Source organism: Comamonas testosteroni (genome assembly GCF_000761245.1).
GTDB classification, from domain to species: domain Bacteria; phylum Pseudomonadota; class Gammaproteobacteria; order Burkholderiales; family Burkholderiaceae_C; genus Comamonas; species Comamonas testosteroni_C.
The window spans coordinates 193,362-209,092 of record NZ_AWOR01000089.1 but is presented as its reverse complement, the minus strand read 5'-3'; the positions used below and the strand labels follow the sequence as shown (position 1 = coordinate 209,092).

The window sequence follows — 15,731 nt, the reverse complement described above, 5'->3', positions numbered from 1 at the left end:
TTGACGCCCACAGCCCTACGGCATCGCAGTGGCTGAATTTTCCCACCTTCAGCAAGACTGCGGGCAGCAACGGCTACTCAAGTCACAAATAAAAAAGCCCGCTACACAAGATATAGCAGGCTTTTCAATTCTGGTGCCCCGAACCGGAATCGAACCGGTACGCTTCGTTAAAAGCGGCAGATTTTAAGTCTGCAGTGTCTACCAATTTCACCATCGGGGCCCACTTCACAACCGGCGCCGGGCGCCAGCGAGAAGTATTGCATCAGCCATGCGACCAACGCAATAAAAAAGGGAAGCTTTTGCTTCCCTTTTCAAAATCTGGAGCGGGAAAACGGGTTCGAACCGTCGACCTATACCTTGGCAAGGTATCGCTCTACCAACTGAGCTATTCCCGCATTTCTGAAAAGCTGTTCGCCTTTCAGAGAAGACTCGAATTATAGCCACGATTTTCAGCCTGTTTTCGAAAACCGCGTGGCTTTTTCAGATAGTCCTGCTCAGGCCGGCTGTAAAACAGGTGCGAGCCGGCTCTTGACGATCTGCAGCAGATCGCGCTTTTGCACCTTGTTGGAGGCATTGACGGGCAGGCCCTCGAGCTGCAGGACAAAGCGCGGCACCTTGTAGTTGGCCATATTGGCGCGGCACCAGGCAATGAAGGCCTCCTGGTCCAGTGCCACGCCGTTGCGTGTCACCACGCAGGCACAGCCCACCTCGCCCATGCGCTCGTCGGCCACGCCAACCACGGCAACCTGCGCCACCTCGGGGTGGTTGGACAGCATGCGCTCGATTTCTGCGGGGTAGCAGTTGAAGCCGCCCACGATGAACATATCCTTGAGGCGGTCGGTAATACGCAGATAGCCGCGCTCGTCAAGCACGCCCACATCGCCGGTATGCAACCAGCCATCGGCATCAATGGTTTCTGCCGTGGCCTTTTCATCTTCGAAGTAGCCCTGCATGATGTGATAGCCGCGCAGCAGCACCTCCCCTGCTTCGCCTGGGGCAACGGGCTGTCCTTGCTCGTCCACACAGCGCACCTCGGTCCCCGGCAGGGCCTTGCCACAGGTGTTGGCCACGGTTTCCACATTGTCGGAGGGCTCGCAGAGCGTGGCACAACCACCGCACTCCGTCAGGCCGTAGGCCGTGGTGACATTCATGATGCCCAGCTCCTCACGCATGCGCTTGATGAGAATGGGAGGTACTGTGGAAGCACCGGTCACGGAGGACTTCAGCGAACTCAGATCGAAATTCTTGAGCCCCGGATGCGCCAGCATGGACAGGAACAAGGTAGGGGGTCCGGGCAGGAAGCTGATACGGTCGCTCTCGATGCGATGCAAGATGGCCTGCGCATCAAATACCTGCTCGGGATAAACGGTAGAGCCCTGCAGCAAGGCTGCCACCCAACCAGCCTTGTAGCCAAAGGTGTGAAAGAACGGATTGACGATCAGGTATCGGCTGCCTTCGGTCAAACCCACCACATCCGACCAGGCCTTGAAAGCCAGGATCGTCGGGCGGTGCGCGCACATCACGCCCTTGGGGCGCCCCGTGGTGCCCGAGGTGAACATCAGATCGGCCGTATCGTCGGGCTTGATCCGGGCTTCGCGCTGCTGCTGGGCTTCGGCAGTCGTGCCTTCGGCCCTGGCCATGAACTGCGCCCAGCTCAGGTCTGCACTGGGCAGCACCTTGTCACCGAGCACCACCACCTGCTGCAGTGTGACAGGACGCAGGCCGTTCAGCAGATCCGGGTAGTAGTTGTTCAGGAAGTCGCCCACGCACACCAGTACCCTGGCACGGCTGCGCTCCAGAATATCGGCAGCCTCGGCGCCCTTCATGCGGGTGTTCAGGGGCACCAGCACGCCGCCAGCAGCATGCACACCGCAGGCGGCAACGATCCACTCGCTGAGATTCGGTGCCCACAGAGCCACACGGTCGCCAGCCTGCACACCCAGACTCATCAAGGCACGTGCGGCCAGGCGGCTCAGCTGCTGCAGCTGGGCATAGCTGATGGACTTGCCGTTTTCGACAATCGCCGCGCGACCGGCAAAGCGGCTGACCACGTCAGCGAGCATGCCAGGCAAGGTCAGCGAGGACTCGGGCATCGCGTTCTGGTTGGTATTCGACATAAATTACTCCGGGAATTTGACGCGCAGCTTTTCGCTGGTGGGCACGGATTGACAGGCAAGCGTCCACTTCTTGGACAGGTCCTTGGCATCCAGCACTTCGTTGTGTCGCAGATGTACGCTGCCGTCCTGCACCTGGCACATGCAGGATGCGCACATGCCGGCCTGGCAGGAGTAGGGCACATTGATGCCGGCGCGCAGTCCGGCCTCCAGAATGGTCTCCGTGCCACTGCAGTTGAATTCATATTCCTGGCCGTCCAGACGCAGCTGCACCAGGGCTTGGTCGACAGCGGCCTCCACGGGAGCCGCTGCCTCTTGCATCAGCTGCAGAGTCTCCTCGTCAGGCAGAGAGACAAAGCGCTCCACATGTACCTGCTCGGCAGGCATGCCGGCCTCGATCATCGCGGCCTGTGCGGCATCCATGAAGGGGCCCGGCCCGCAGATAAAGGCCTGGCCTGCATCGGCCACCCAGGGCGTGGCCCAGGCTGCGAGCTGATTCTGCGAAGGCGCGCCTTGCACAGAGTCCAGCCAGTGAATGACCTGCAGGCGATCTGGATACTCGGCCGCCAGCTGCTGCAGGTCCTTCTTGAAGATGACCGAGCGCTCGTCGCGGTTGGCATAGAACAGCACCACGTTGCCCTGATGCTGCTTGAGTACGGTGCGCAGGATGGAGAACACCGGTGTGATTCCGCTGCCACCGGCCAGCAGCAAAAAGTTCTGAGACAGATTCCGGGGCGAGAACAGGCCCGAGGGAGGCATCAGCTCGATGGAATCACCCACCTGAACCCTGTCGCAAACCCAGTTGGAGCCTCGCCCCTTGTCGACGCGCTTGACAGTCACCCGCAAGGCATCGTCGAGCATCGGGGCACTGGACATGGAGTAGCAGCGAGGCACATAACGGCCCTCGATAGGCAGTCGCAGAGTCAGAAACTGGCCGGGACGATAGCTGAATTGCTCAGCCAGATCCTCAGGCACCTCGAACACAATTGACTTGGTATCGTGCGTCTCGTCAATCACCGCGCGCACGCGCAGCGGGTGATACCGCGATGCGGTTGTTGTGGCTTCACTGCTCATTTCTTCTTACCCCTTACTCACTCACTCTTTTTGTGCAACCTTGCACTGGCGCCCCGGCACAAGATCGTCCCCAATCCACGGGGTCAGGAACTGACGCTCTCCACAGCGCTTGCCCGCGGGCACACGGCCTGGGCAGCAGGGGACTCGCCCCCTTGCAGTGCAGCCGCCTTGCCCGCTCGGCGGCCCGAGAACACGCAGTCGGCCAGAGACAGGCCGCTCACATAACGCGAGGAAGCCACACCAATGGCGGTGCGCCCCGCGGCATACAAGCCGGGAATGTCATAGCCGGCGCCGTCAATCACTGCACCGTTGTCCTCGTTGACCTTGAGCCCCCCCAGGCTCAGCACGGCCAGCGGAAACATCTTCTGGCTGATGGAGATATCGATGGCAAACAGCGAGCCTCCCTTGAACTCATGGCGCATGTCCTTGGACTTGCCCAACGGGTCTTCGATCTCACCGCGTGCAGCAGCATTGGCGCGATCGAACTGGTGTTGCAGCACTGCTGCATCCATGCGAAGCTTTTTGGCCAGGTCGGCGACGGATTTGCCCTTGATCGCGACCTTGTACATCAGCGCCAGCGCGGGCATGGACTGGAAGGCCCACAAACCGCCAAACAGGCACTGCCACGCTGCCTGCCTGCGCAGCTTGCCATCAATGATGAGCCAAGCCTCTCCCCCCTGCTTTTCCATCATCTCGTAGCCGAGCTTGGCGCCGTAGACCTGCTCATTGCAAAAGCGCTCGCCTTTGGTGTTGACCACCAGCCCCCTGGGCCAGGCCGAGGGCGGCGTGATGAAGCGCCAGGCCGAGATATTGTTCAGGTCCTGAGCAATCCCTCCCACGGATTGCCCCAGCCGCAGACCAGAGCCATCGCAGCCCGCAGCACCGGTCAGCCAGCCGGGCCTGTAAGCCGGCGCATGCCGCTCCAGCAACTCCGAATTGAAGATATAGCCGCCAGTGGACAGCACCACACCTTTGCGGGCACGGATGTAGCGCTTCTCGCCGATCTCGCTCTCGATCTGCGCAGCTTCACGACGACCCGCCTGGGCACGTGGCGCCTGATACAGACGCCACTTGGCCACCAGCTCATCGAGCTTCTTGTGGCGTTCGGTACGTGGATCGCCTTCGGGCAACACCATCACCTCCACGCCCAATACACGGCCACTGTCCTTCTCGCGCACCAGGCGCTGGACGCGTGCCTGCGTCAATGTGCGGGCTCCGTGTGCCAATGTGGATTTTTGCAGCGCGGCAAAGAAAGTCGCTCCCGACTGCCCCTTGGCCACCACGCGATGACCGCGCGGTGCAGGCTTCTTGAGCAGTTGCGGATTGCCGTAGGCAGGCACCGCTTCGTTGCCCGAGTAGTACAGATACATGCCATCGGCCGGATAGGACGTCTTGTACGCAGGCATGGTCGACGCAAAGGTAGCGCCCTGCTTTTCCAGCCAATTCAGGTTGGCCACGCTGTCGCGGCTGAAGCGCGCCAGAGTCTCGTCACTGACCACACCATTGACCTCATGCCTGAGGTAGGCAGTCATGGCTTCGGGTGAATCCTCGAAGCCGGCTTCCTTCTGGTACCGGGTACCGCCACCGGCATAGACCACACCACCCGACAGCACACTGGCACCGCCGCCGCTGAAGCGTTCGATCACCAGAACTTCGGCCCCCTGCTCGCGCGCCTCAATCGCTGCACTGGCACCGGCCCCCCCCCAGCCGACCACCACCACATCGCTGGCATCGGACCACTGAACCTCATCGGCCGACCCCACATCCAAGACTGCCCCCACAGGATTGATGGTGCTGACATGCTTTTTGAAATTGGACATCTCTGCGCCTCCTGATCAAACCGTCTTGCCCAGCAGATGCGGGTTCTCGAGAGGCAAGGGTTTACCGACCATGTCGGCCACGGCGCGGAAGGCAAAAGTCATGGCCGGCCCCAGGGTGGAGCCAGCGCCGGCGTAGGCCGGCCCCATGACGGAGGCGGAGTTGTTACCCACGCAATACAGCCCCTCGATAATCGTGCCTTGCGTGTCGAGCACACGCCCCTCTCTATCGGTGAGCAGTCCCCCTTTGGTGCCGATCTCTCCGGGCCACAGGCGCATGGCGTAGAACGGACCTTTCTCGATGGGGCCCAGGTTGGGATTCTTGAGACGCGGATCGCCGTAGTAGCGGTCAAACACATTGCCGCCCCGGTCAAATTCCAGGTCCTTGCCAGCTCTGGCGTATTCGGTCATGCGACGCGCACTGTCCTGCAGCCCCGCGGCGTCCACGCCGATCTGGCGCGCTAGATCTTCCAGCGTCTCGCCCTTCCAGTAGACATTGTTCAGCCAGCTCTTGCGCACCTTGCTGTCCGGCACGGCAGAGCCCGGCATCAGCGGCCCCATGGGGTTTTGCGCGCGGAAGCTGGCGTCGAACACAATCCATGCAGGCACGCCGCCATTGCCCTTGGCATGTTCGGCCAGCATGGCCTGCTGGAATTCCGGATAAGGGCCGGACTCGTTGAGGAAGCGCTGCCCCTTGCTGTTGACCACCATGCACCCCGGCAGCGAGCGCTCCACGAAAATGCCGCGAAAGGCCGGCTCCTTGGGAACATCCATGGTGGGCACGCCCCAGGACCAGTCCATCAGCGCCAGCTGTGCGCCCACGGCCTGACCGGCCCGGTGAGCATCACCGGTATTGCCTCCCACTGGGGTTGCCGTCCACTCTGCCTTGGAAGGCTTGCTCAGATACTGGTCACGCATCTCCTGATTGCGCTCAAAACCGCCAGCACCCAACAACACGCCACATCTGGCGTTGATCTGCTGGCGCTGACCATTCCTCTCAACGATGACACCCGTCACGCGGCCCGATGCATCCTGCACCAGCTCCTTGAGGGGAGAGTTGCGCCACATCTCGACGCCGGCCTTGTTGGCCGCAGTCAGCAGGCCTGCCACCAGCGCCTGGCCGCCCGTCATGCGACGATCGCGCCTGGTCTTGTTGCGCCAGGGGTAGTCCAGAAAATACTTGAGCATGATGCCCAGGATGGTGAAGCGCGACTTGAGCTCGCGCGAGAGCATGGAATGCGCCTCGAAGGCACTGATGCTCATGCGACCGAACAACTGATTGCCGGGAGGGCCGGGGCGCATGGTTTCCAGCGCCGCCAGGCCCAGTTTGGCGGCATTGAAGTCCACCGGGTCCATGGTGCGGCCACCGGGCCTGGAGCCTTCGATATGGGGGTAGTAATCCGCATACTTGGCCATGGCGCGATAAGGAATGCCGATCTGGCGCAGATACTCGGCCATCTTGCTCGCGGTTTCCACATAGGCCAGTACGCGGTCGTCCGTCGCCATGCCGCGCACACAGCGCTTCATATAGCCAAATGCGGTCTCCAGATCGTCCTTGATGCCCGCAGGCTTCTGGTCGTAATTGAGTGGAATCCAGATGCCGCCCCCCGACAGGGCCGAAGTACCGCCGAACAGCTCGGTCTTCTCCACCACCAGAGTCTTGAGGCCCTGCTCCTGCGCGCGAATGGCGCCCAACATGGCACCTGCCCCCGACCCCACGACGATCAGGTCATATTCGTGTTCTGCCATACCTTGTCTCCGTCAATCTTTTGTTTTATGGATGGACTGTCGCAAATACACGCTGGCGGCAGCCTCCTATGTGAGAGCGCTGCCCCAGCTTGGCCTGAATTCAATCAGACAAAGGGTTCCTGGTTGGGAATGCCCAGCACATGCGAGCCATAGGCGCGCACATAGGCATCCGTATTGTTCGCAATGTGGGTACGTCCCTGATGGATGTCGCGGAAGATGCGCTCGATGGGGTTGTTCTTGAAGGTACCGCTGGCTGCGCAGGCACGCATCAATTCATTGGCATGAAAGCCCGTCAGCTTGGGAACGTATGACGCCTGAGCACGCTGCAGCAGACGCTCTTCCAGCGTCAGCTGAATACCAGTCTTGGCCGCATCCACAATGCGTGCGTAATTGCGAAACAGAACCACCTTGAGCTGGTCCAGCGCAATCGTGGCTTCGGTCACGGCCGTCTGGGCGTTCACGTCCTCGGCCATCCTGTTGCCATGCTTTCCAACGTGCGACGTCGCACGCTCGGTGAACGACGCGATGGCGCTTTCCAGCGCGCCAAGGCAGGCAGTGGACACCGCACGCTGGAACACATGGGTAAAGGGGATGCGGAACAGCCAGCTGGTGTTCTCCGTGCGACCGGGGCAGCCCACATCGCTGTGGTCGTTGGTGTACTGGATGCGATGTGCCGGGACAAACGCGTTTTCCACCACGATGTCATGACTGCCTGTGCCGCGCAGGCCCAGCACATCCCAGTTGTCCTCAATGCGGTAGTCCGCCTTGGGCACCAGAAAAGTCACATGCTCCAGGCCAGGCGTGCCATCCCGCTTGGGCAGCAGACCGCCGAGAAACAACCAGTCGCAATGCTTGGAGCCGGTGGAAAAGCTCCAGCGGCCGTTGAACCTGAAGCCGCCTTCCACGGGCTCGGCCTTGCCAGTAGGCATATAGGTCGAGGCGATGCGCACGCCATGATCCTTGCCCCACACATCTTGTTGGGCCTGGTCGGGGAAAAGCGCCAACTGCCAGGGGTGAACGCCGACCACCCCGTAAATCCAGGCCGTGGACATGCAGCCCTTGGCCAGCTCCATCTGCACGCTGTAGAACACACGGGGATCCATTTCATAACCACCCCAGCGCCTGGGCTGCAGCACACGGAACAGACCCGCCTCAGCCATCTCCTGAACGGTTTCGTCACTGATCTTTCCTTCGCGATCCGCCTGCTGCGCACGTGCCGCCAGCTTGGGCGCCAGGGCCTTGGCACGCTCGATCACGGCCAGCGCATCAAGGGTGAGGTAGTTATCTGTCATTGTGTTCATTCAGCTCTCCAGTTGCCGCTCCACCGGACGGCTTGTGGTGTGGTGGGCAAGGCTTTTTCGCCTATGACAGAAATGCTCTCACCATGCAATTTTCCGTTCATCGTCCGATCAGACTAACGATGAAGCAGGCGTTTCCGGACTTCCTCAAAGCCTGCTCCCGCACAGCAAAAACACTGGGCCTAGGACAAACACCAAGCCCTGCTTTGCGCTGCTAGTCCATGTGAAGGATTCATAAAAGCCCTGTTCGCAGCACTCTTGCACCAAGGAGACATTCACCCCATGCAAAGCACTGCAGCAACCTTCGACCCCAAAGACTTCCGCCGCGCCCTGGGCACGTTCGGCACCGGGGTCACCATCGTCACCACCCGTGCAGAGAATGGCGAGCCTGTAGGAATCACGGCCAACAGCTTCAACTCGGTTTCGCTGGAGCCGCCCATGGTTCTGTGGAGCCTGGCCAAGAACGCCCGCAGCCTGGCTGTGTTCCAGAACGCTGACACCTGGAATGTGCACATCCTCTCCAATGAGCAAGAAGCCCTGTCGAACCGCTTTGCCCGTGCTGGCGAAGACAAGTTCTCCGGCCTGCCGCTGGACTCCGAGGCAGCTCATGCCCCGCTGCTGCAGGACTGCAGCGCGCGCTTTAGGTGCAAGACCGCTTTTCAGTACGACGGCGGCGACCATGTCATCTTTGTGGGCGAGGTGACCGACTACGACGCCAACCCGCACCCTCCCCTGCTTTACGTGACCGGCGGTTACGCCCTGGCTTCACGCAAGGCCAACGCCGTGGCCAGCGAGCCGGCAGCCGATACCAACACCGCGTATTCCGAGAACCTCATCGGCTATCTGATGGGCCGTGCGCACTTTCAATTCCTGAGCGGCTTGCGCAAGCCCATGGCGGCTTACGGCATGACCGATGCCGATTTCTATGTGCTCTCGCTGCTGAGCATCCAGCAGCCTCAGTCGCCTGCCGAAATTGCGTCTCACATGGCCTACACCGGCACCGACATCGGAGCCGTGGCCCTGCAGTCGCTAATCAGCAAAGACTGGGTGGAAGAAAGCCGCGAGCGAGCCGAGTCGCTGCAGCTCACGCCCCTGGGCAACGAAGCCATCTTGCGTGTGCTGGCCGCAGCCAAAGCCGTGGAAACCGATTTGATAGCGAGCCTTGGCGAGATGGAAGCAGCCACGCTGCGCAATCTGCTCAAGAAAGCCATTGCTGCCACGGACCCCGGCCTGCCCAAGCTCTGGCAAGCCAAGGCCTGAGAGCTCGCGCCATCCCCGTTTCCTCACCCGAAGGCAGGAGACAGCCTTCGCCTACCCACTCCAACCATAAAGAACAGAGATGAGCACTTTTTCCATTCCCGAAGGCAAATATGTGGACATCGGCAATGTGGCCGGCCATCCCCAGCGCGTGCACTTCCACGAACAGGGCTCGGGCGACCCCGTGATCTTTCTGCACGGTGCAGGCACCGGCGCCAGCGGCTACAGCAACTTCAAGGGCAACTACCCCGAGTTTGCGGCGGCCGGCTTTCGCTCCATCGTTCCCGACCTGCTCGGTTATGGCCTCTCGTCCAAGACCGAGGAGCCCAAGCAGTACGACATGGATTTCTTCATCGCCGGCGTCAAAGGTCTGGTGGAGCGGCTAGGCCTGAAAAACATCACCCTGCTGGGCAACTCGCTGGGCGGTGCCGTGGCGCTGGGCTATGCGCTCAAGTACCCCGAGGACGTCAAGAGCCTGATCCTCATGGCACCCGGTGGTGTGGAAGAGTTTGAAGCCTATATGGCCATGCCCGGCATTGCCAATATGTTCAATATCTACAAGTCGGGCAAGACCGGCCCCGAAGCCATGCGCGCCGTGATGAGCATGCAGGTGGTGGACCAGGCCCTGCTGACCGACGAGATCATCAACGAGCGCGCGCCCATTGCCCTGACCCAGACCGAAGCCTCGCGCCAGCGACTGTATATCCCCAATATGACAGAGCAACTGCCCGATCTGAAGTGCAATGTGCTGGGCTTCTGGGGCATGCAGGACGCCTTCAATCCCGTGGGCGGTGCCGACAAGCTGGCCAAGGGCATCAAGAACTGCCGCGTGGTGCTGGTCAACCAGTGCGGCCACTGGGTGCAGGTCGAGCATCGCGAGATGTTCAACCGCACTTGCATCGACTTCATGAAAAACGGTTGAAGCCATGAGTGACAAGCAATTCATCGAACAGCAAGGCCGGCGCCTGTATGACGCGCTGCGCACCGCCAGGACACTGGCACCGCTGACCGACAGCCACCCCGAGATGACGGTGGAGGACGCCTATCACATCTCCCTGCACATGCTGCGCCTGCGCGAAGCATCGGGCGAGCGCGTGATTGGCAAGAAGATCGGCGTGACCTCCAAGCCCGTGCAGGACATGCTGAATGTGCACCAGCCTGACTTCGGTTTTCTGACCGACAGCATGGAGTATGAAGACGGCGCTGCCGTCTCGCTCAAGGCATCCGGCCTGATACAGCCTCGCGCCGAAGGCGAAATTGCCTTCATGCTCAAGAAGGATCTGCAAGGCCCGGGCGTTACCAAGGCAGATGTGCTTGCCGCTACCGAATGGGTCGCGCCCTGCTTCGAGATTGTCGATTCGCGCATCAACGACTGGAAGATCAAGATCCAGGACACCGTGGCTGACAACGCCTCCTGCGGCGTCTTTGTCATCGGCAAACAGCACACAAATCCAGCCTCGCTGGATCTGGCTGCCGCATCCATGCAAATGACCAAGAACGGCCAGCCCGCAGGTTCTGGACTGGGAAGCGCCGTGCAAGGTCACCCGGCCGAAGCCGTGGCCTGGCTGGCCAACACGCTTGGCGCTTTCGGCATTCCCTTCAAGGCCGGCGAGGTGATTCTCTCGGGCTCCCTCGCCCCCTTGGTGCCCGCCGTTGCCGGTGACCACTTCGAGATGGTCATTGAGGGCATGGGCCACTGTTCCATTCAATTCACGGAGTAAGACACCATGACGCAAAAGAAAATCAAGTGCGCACTGATCGGGCCCGGAAATATCGGCACCGACCTGCTCATGAAACTGCAGCGCTCTCCCATTCTGGAGCCTGTGTGGATGGTCGGTATTGACCCTGAATCCGACGGCCTCAAGCGCGCCCGTGAAATGGGCATCAAGACCACGGCCGAGGGCGTGGACGGCCTGCTGCCCTTCGTCAAGGAAGACGGCATCCAGATCGCCTTCGACGCCACCAGCGCCTATGTCCACGCCGAAAACAGCCGCAAGCTCAATGAGCTGGGCGTGCTGATGATCGACCTGACGCCCGCTGCCATCGGCCCCTACTGCGTGCCCAGCGTGAATCTGGCCGAGAAGGTGGCCGAAAAGGCCATGAACGTGAACATGGTCACCTGCGGCGGCCAGGCCACCATCCCCATGGTGGCTGCGGTATCGCGCGTGCAGGCCGTGAGCTACGGAGAGATCGTGGCCACGGTCTCGAGCCGCTCGGTCGGCCCCGGCACGCGAAAGAACATCGACGAGTTCACACGCACCACCTCGGGCGCGGTCGAAAAAATTGGCGGCGCGCAAAAGGGCAAGGCCATCATCGTCATCAACCCCGCCGAGCCGCCGCTGATCATGCGCGACACCATCCACTGCCTGACAGTAGATACGCCCAAGCCTGCCGAGATCGAAGCCTCGGTACACGCCATGATCAAGGAAGTGCAGAAATACGTGCCCGGCTACAAGCTGGTCAACGGCCCCGTGATCGACGGCAACCGCGTCTCCATCTATATGGAAGTCGAAGGTCTGGGCGACTACCTGCCCAAGTACGCGGGCAATCTGGACATCATGACCGCCGCTGCGGCGCGCACGGCCGAGATGTTTGCCGAAGAAATCCTCGCCGGCCGTTTCGAGTTGGCCGAAGCCGCTGTTGCTGTCTGATCCAGGAGAAGAACATGTCCCTCAAAGGTAAGAAGATCACCGTTCACGACATGACACTGCGTGACGGCATGCATCCCAAGCGCCACCAGATGACGCTGGAGCAGATGAAGTCCGTGGCCTGCGGTCTGGACGCCGCCGGCGTTCCGCTGATCGAAGTGACCCACGGCGACGGCCTGGGCGGCAGCTCGGTCAACTACGGCTTCCCCGCCCACACGGACGAGGAATACCTGTCCACCGTCATCCCGCTGATGAAGCAGGCCAAGGTCTCAGCCCTGCTGCTGCCCGGCATCGGCACCGTCGACCACCTGAAGATGGCCCATGAGCTGGGCGTCTCCACCATCCGCGTGGCCACCCATTGCACCGAGGCCGATGTCTCCGAGCAGCACATCGCCATGGCCCGCAAGATGGGCATGGACACCGTGGGCTTTTTGATGATGGCGCATATGAACAGCGCCGAAGGCCTGGTCAAGCAAGCCAAGCTGATGGAAAGCTACGGAGCCAACTGCATCTACATCACCGACTCGGCCGGCTATATGCTGCCCGATGACGTGAAGGAACGCCTGTCCGCCGTGCGCCAGGCCCTGAAGCCCGAGACCGAGCTGGGCTTTCATGGCCACCACAACCTGGCCATGGGCATCGCCAACTCGCTGGCCGCCATCGAAGTCGGAGCCAACCGCATCGATGCCGCTGCCGCGGGTCTGGGCGCCGGTGCCGGCAACACGCCCATGGAAGTGCTGGTCGCCGTTTGTGCGCGCATGGGCATTGAAACCGGCGTGGACGTGTTCAAGATCCAGGATGTGGCCGAAGATCTGGTCGTGCCGCTGATGGACTTTCCCATCCGCATCGACCGCGACGCGCTGACCCTGGGCTATGCCGGCGTGTACGGCAGCTTCCTGCTGTTTGCCAAGCGTGCTGAAGCCAAGTACGGCATCCCGGCACGCGAGCTGCTGCTGGAGCTGGGCCGCCGCGGCATGGTGGGTGGCCAGGAAGACATGATCGAGGATACGGCCCTGACCATGGTGCGTAACCGCAAGCAGGCTGTTGCGGCCTGATACGTCTGACTTCAGGCTCTCTTTGCCACTTTGATCGGGTTCAGCGGCTGCTTGGGGCAGCCGTTGAACCCTTTTTTTGCGGCATCGGCCTGAGCATCAGGCCTCTATCCAGCCAGGCTATCCCCCTGGCAGCAGCTGGGTCCAGGCCAGTCGGCCCGTGCCACATGGAACACCTTTTTCAGAAGCGATAGCGCGCCACGACCTGAGCCGAGCGCGGAGCACCGGGCAGGTTGAGGTTGGGCGAGCTGCCATGACCGGCAACGATATAGCGACGATCCAGCAGATTGTTGAGCTTGAGCTGCACATCCCAGGCACCCATGCGGTAGTAGGCCATGGCGTCCACCGTGGTATAGCCGGGCAGCGTCACGGTGTTCAACGGATCGGCATCGCGTGCGCCCACGTAGTTCAGACCGCCACCCAGACCAAAGCCATGACCCAGAGACTTGGTCAGCCACAGGTTGGCGCTATGGCGCGGAGTCAGCGTGGGACGCTTGCCTTGAATGCCTGGGGTGGGCGAGGCGGTCATTTCACCGTCGAGGAAGGCATAGCCGGCCCAGACCTGCCAGCTAGGCGCAATCTCGCCCGCAAAGGTCAGCTCCAGTCCATTGGTACGCTGCACACCCAGAGGCACCACGGTATTGCTTGTGGGGTCGACGCTCTTGATATTGGTGCGCTCCAGCTTGAACAGCGAAGCCGTGACCGAAGCCTTGCCATCCGGCCGATCCCATTTGACGCCGACTTCCTGGCTGGTCGTTTTCTCCGGTGCCAGTTGCGCATTGTTTGCAGCCAGCGCAAAGGTTTCCCCCGAGGGCTGGAAGGACTTGCTCCAGGAAGCGTAGTAAGACCATACAGACGAGGGCTGATAGACCAGGCCGACGCGCGGACTCCAGGCTGTGTCCGTGCGGCTCAAGTCAGGCTTGCCCGGCTGTCGCTCATGTGTGTCCTGCTGGAAGCGGTCATAGCGCACCCCCGCCAGAGCCTTCCACTGCGGAGTAATGGTGACCATATCCTGCAGATACAAGCTGGCCACCTTGAAGACGCTGTGATTGTCCGCCGCAGGCTTGCCATCGATGCGCGAAGGCAGGATTGGCAGCACCGGATTCAAGAGTGAGACCGTTGCCACATTGGCACGGCTGTAGGACAGCAGATCCTTGCTCTGGCGGCCGAATTCAAAGCCGTACAGCAACTGGTGCTTCATGCCCGCCAGCTCCAGCTTCTGGGTCAGCTCGGTCTGATTGAAAAAGCCGCTTTCGTCGCGCTGCACATTGCCGCGCGTCAGCGATGCCGTCATCGCCTTCTCATTGACCGAGCCCACAAGCGTGTTGCTTCTATCGAGCGAGTAGTCGTAGTAGCGGAAAGCATTTCGCAGCGACAAGCTCTCGCTGATGCGGTGATTCAGAGTCGCACCCAGCGATGCAACCTCGGCACTGCTTACATCGACATCCCTGGCATTGGCTGCGCCGTAATAAGTGCTGGGCGGCACATTGACGGGCCTGCCCTGATATGCGGGAATGCCGAAGTCCGTCAGGCGGCTGTCCTTGAGGTAGTCGGCCTGCAGCAGCACACTGGTGTCGGCACTGGGTTTGATCAGCACCGATGCGGCCAATGCCTTGCGGTCCAGAAACTGCTGGTCGCGATAGCTGTCGGCGCGCTCCACGGCTCCAGTCAGGCGATAAGACACCACACCGTCTTGGGGCGCGCGGGCCAAGTCGAACTCGCCCCGGCGCTGGTTCCAGCGCCCCAGCGTCAGCCCTACTTCGCTGAGATTGACGCCCGGCTTCTTGGTGATGCGATTGATCAGGCCGCCCGACGAACCGCGCCCATAAAGCACTGAGGCCGGGCCCTTGAGCACTTCGATCTGCTCGATATTGGAAAGGTCACGGAAGTACAGCGCGTCATCGCGCAAGCCGTCCACAAACTGATCGGCAATCGCCGAGAAGCCGCGAATGGTGACCTGATCACGCTGACCATCGCCATGAGAGAAGCCCACGCCGGGCACGGCTTTGAGGGCGTCCTGCATGGACTGCGCAACCTGATCGCGCAACAGGCTCTGAGGCACCACATTCACGGTCTGGGGAATATCGCGCAGCGGTGCCTCGATCTTGGTGGCGCTCGTTGCCGTGGGCGGGTTATAGCTGGGGTCAAGCTGGTGGTCGCTGCGAACCTGCACTTCGTCCAGCACCACTTCCGAAGCTTGCTGCGCCCAGGCTGCGCCAGAAAAAGCCAGCCCCAATGCCGCTGCCAGCGGCGAATACCTCAATGCCATAAATGCCTTGTTATACGGAGTTGTAATTCGGCTTGGCGGGTATCGTCCGCAGGGACTACGGCATCAATTGGCTACAACCTGTGTGCTGTGCAAAAGCGTGCGCATGATAATCGAGAATCAGTCTCATTTACCTGTACTTTACAGTACAGAAATCGCCCAGAGATCAAAGTCGGCTAGGCAGCAAGAAGCCGCAGGATTCTAGGTCTGCAGGACTCAATAGCCCGATGCAAAAACCGCGCTCCAGGAGGTCTGGGCACTGGCGAGCACGATGCCGGCGGGCAGCTTGAGCGCAGAGTCCGCCTGCGCCGCCGCCGCGGCACTCTGTGGCAGATTCATGGCGGGTAGGTATAGCGCCAGTGCCGCAGCGGCCAGCGACACTGCGCGAAGTGCATTCATCCAGCGAAAAGAGGTTTTCATGCTTGTCTCCTGTTCAGGCTCTATGGCCTTTCTGGT

12 protein-coding genes and 2 tRNA genes are annotated in these 15,731 nt (G+C 61.2%); 5 read left to right on the top strand and 9 right to left on the bottom strand.

From position 1 onward, the window contains the following. Nucleotides 1–131: 131 nt before the first annotated feature. The 7 genes from P353_RS25020 to P353_RS24990 form a co-directional block, all read right to left on the bottom strand. Nucleotides 132–220 (bottom strand) — tRNA-Leu (locus P353_RS25020). Between the two features lie 99 nt (nucleotides 221–319). After that, nucleotides 320–395 (bottom strand) — tRNA-Gly (locus P353_RS25015). Between the two features lie 99 nt (nucleotides 396–494). Beyond that, complete coding sequence (locus tag P353_RS25010) at nucleotides 495–2,117, bottom strand: FadD3 family acyl-CoA ligase (RefSeq protein WP_034375698.1); 1,623 nt, start codon at nucleotides 2,115–2,117, stop codon at nucleotides 495–497. Between the two features lie 3 nt (nucleotides 2,118–2,120). Further along, the gene (locus tag P353_RS25005; protein WP_034375696.1) at nucleotides 2,121–3,188 is read right to left on the bottom strand and encodes a ferredoxin--NADP reductase; all 1,068 of its coding nucleotides are present in this window, start codon (nucleotides 3,186–3,188) and stop codon (nucleotides 2,121–2,123) included. An 83-nt stretch (nucleotides 3,189–3,271) separates the two neighbouring features. Continuing rightward, entirely contained in the window at nucleotides 3,272–5,008 is a 1,737-nt protein-coding gene (locus P353_RS25000; protein WP_034375695.1) for an FAD-binding protein, read from the bottom strand. Between the two features lie 15 nt (nucleotides 5,009–5,023). After that, on the bottom strand, nucleotides 5,024–6,754 hold the full coding sequence (locus P353_RS24995) for an FAD-dependent oxidoreductase (RefSeq protein WP_034375693.1): 1,731 nt from the start codon (nucleotides 6,752–6,754) through the stop codon (nucleotides 5,024–5,026). A 104-nt stretch (nucleotides 6,755–6,858) separates the two neighbouring features. After that, the gene (locus tag P353_RS24990) at nucleotides 6,859–8,046 is read right to left on the bottom strand and encodes an acyl-CoA dehydrogenase family protein (protein ID WP_052085014.1); all 1,188 of its coding nucleotides are present in this window, start codon (nucleotides 8,044–8,046) and stop codon (nucleotides 6,859–6,861) included. Nucleotides 8,047–8,334: 288 nt separating this feature from the next. On the opposite strand from P353_RS24990, the gene P353_RS24985 reads away from it, so the two are divergent. The 5 genes from P353_RS24985 to tesG all read left to right on the top strand — a co-directional run bounded on the left by P353_RS24985 (nucleotide 8,335) and on the right by tesG (nucleotide 13,012). Next, nucleotides 8,335–9,312, top strand: a complete 978-nt coding sequence (locus tag P353_RS24985) for a flavin reductase (RefSeq protein WP_034375689.1) — start codon at nucleotides 8,335–8,337, stop codon at nucleotides 9,310–9,312. Between the two features lie 79 nt (nucleotides 9,313–9,391). Beyond that, nucleotides 9,392–10,231, top strand: coding sequence for an alpha/beta fold hydrolase (locus tag P353_RS24980; RefSeq protein WP_034375688.1), 840 nt, complete (start codon nucleotides 9,392–9,394; stop codon nucleotides 10,229–10,231). 4 nt (nucleotides 10,232–10,235) lie between these two features. Continuing rightward, on the top strand, nucleotides 10,236–11,030 hold the full coding sequence (gene tesE, locus P353_RS24975) for a 2-hydroxyhexa-2,4-dienoate hydratase TesE (RefSeq protein ID WP_034375686.1): 795 nt from the start codon (nucleotides 10,236–10,238) through the stop codon (nucleotides 11,028–11,030). 6 nt (nucleotides 11,031–11,036) lie between these two features. Continuing rightward, on the top strand, nucleotides 11,037–11,960 hold the full coding sequence (gene tesF / locus P353_RS24970) for an acetaldehyde dehydrogenase TesF (protein ID WP_034375685.1): 924 nt from the start codon (nucleotides 11,037–11,039) through the stop codon (nucleotides 11,958–11,960). A 14-nt stretch (nucleotides 11,961–11,974) separates the two neighbouring features. Beyond that, the gene (gene tesG, locus P353_RS24965) at nucleotides 11,975–13,012 is read left to right on the top strand and encodes a 4-hydroxy-2-oxovalerate aldolase TesG (RefSeq protein WP_034375683.1); all 1,038 of its coding nucleotides are present in this window, start codon (nucleotides 11,975–11,977) and stop codon (nucleotides 13,010–13,012) included. A gap of 178 nt (nucleotides 13,013–13,190) precedes the next feature. Here tesG and P353_RS24960 read toward each other — a convergent pair whose 3' ends face one another. Together P353_RS24960 and P353_RS24955 are read right to left on the bottom strand one after the other, a co-directional pair. Continuing rightward, a complete protein-coding gene (locus tag P353_RS24960) occupies nucleotides 13,191–15,278 on the bottom strand; it encodes a TonB-dependent receptor (RefSeq protein ID WP_034375682.1) in 2,088 nt (695 codons plus the stop codon). Between the two features lie 213 nt (nucleotides 15,279–15,491). After that, entirely contained in the window at nucleotides 15,492–15,695 is a 204-nt protein-coding gene (locus P353_RS24955) for a hypothetical protein (protein ID WP_034375779.1), read from the bottom strand. Nucleotides 15,696–15,731 lie beyond the last annotated feature (36 nt).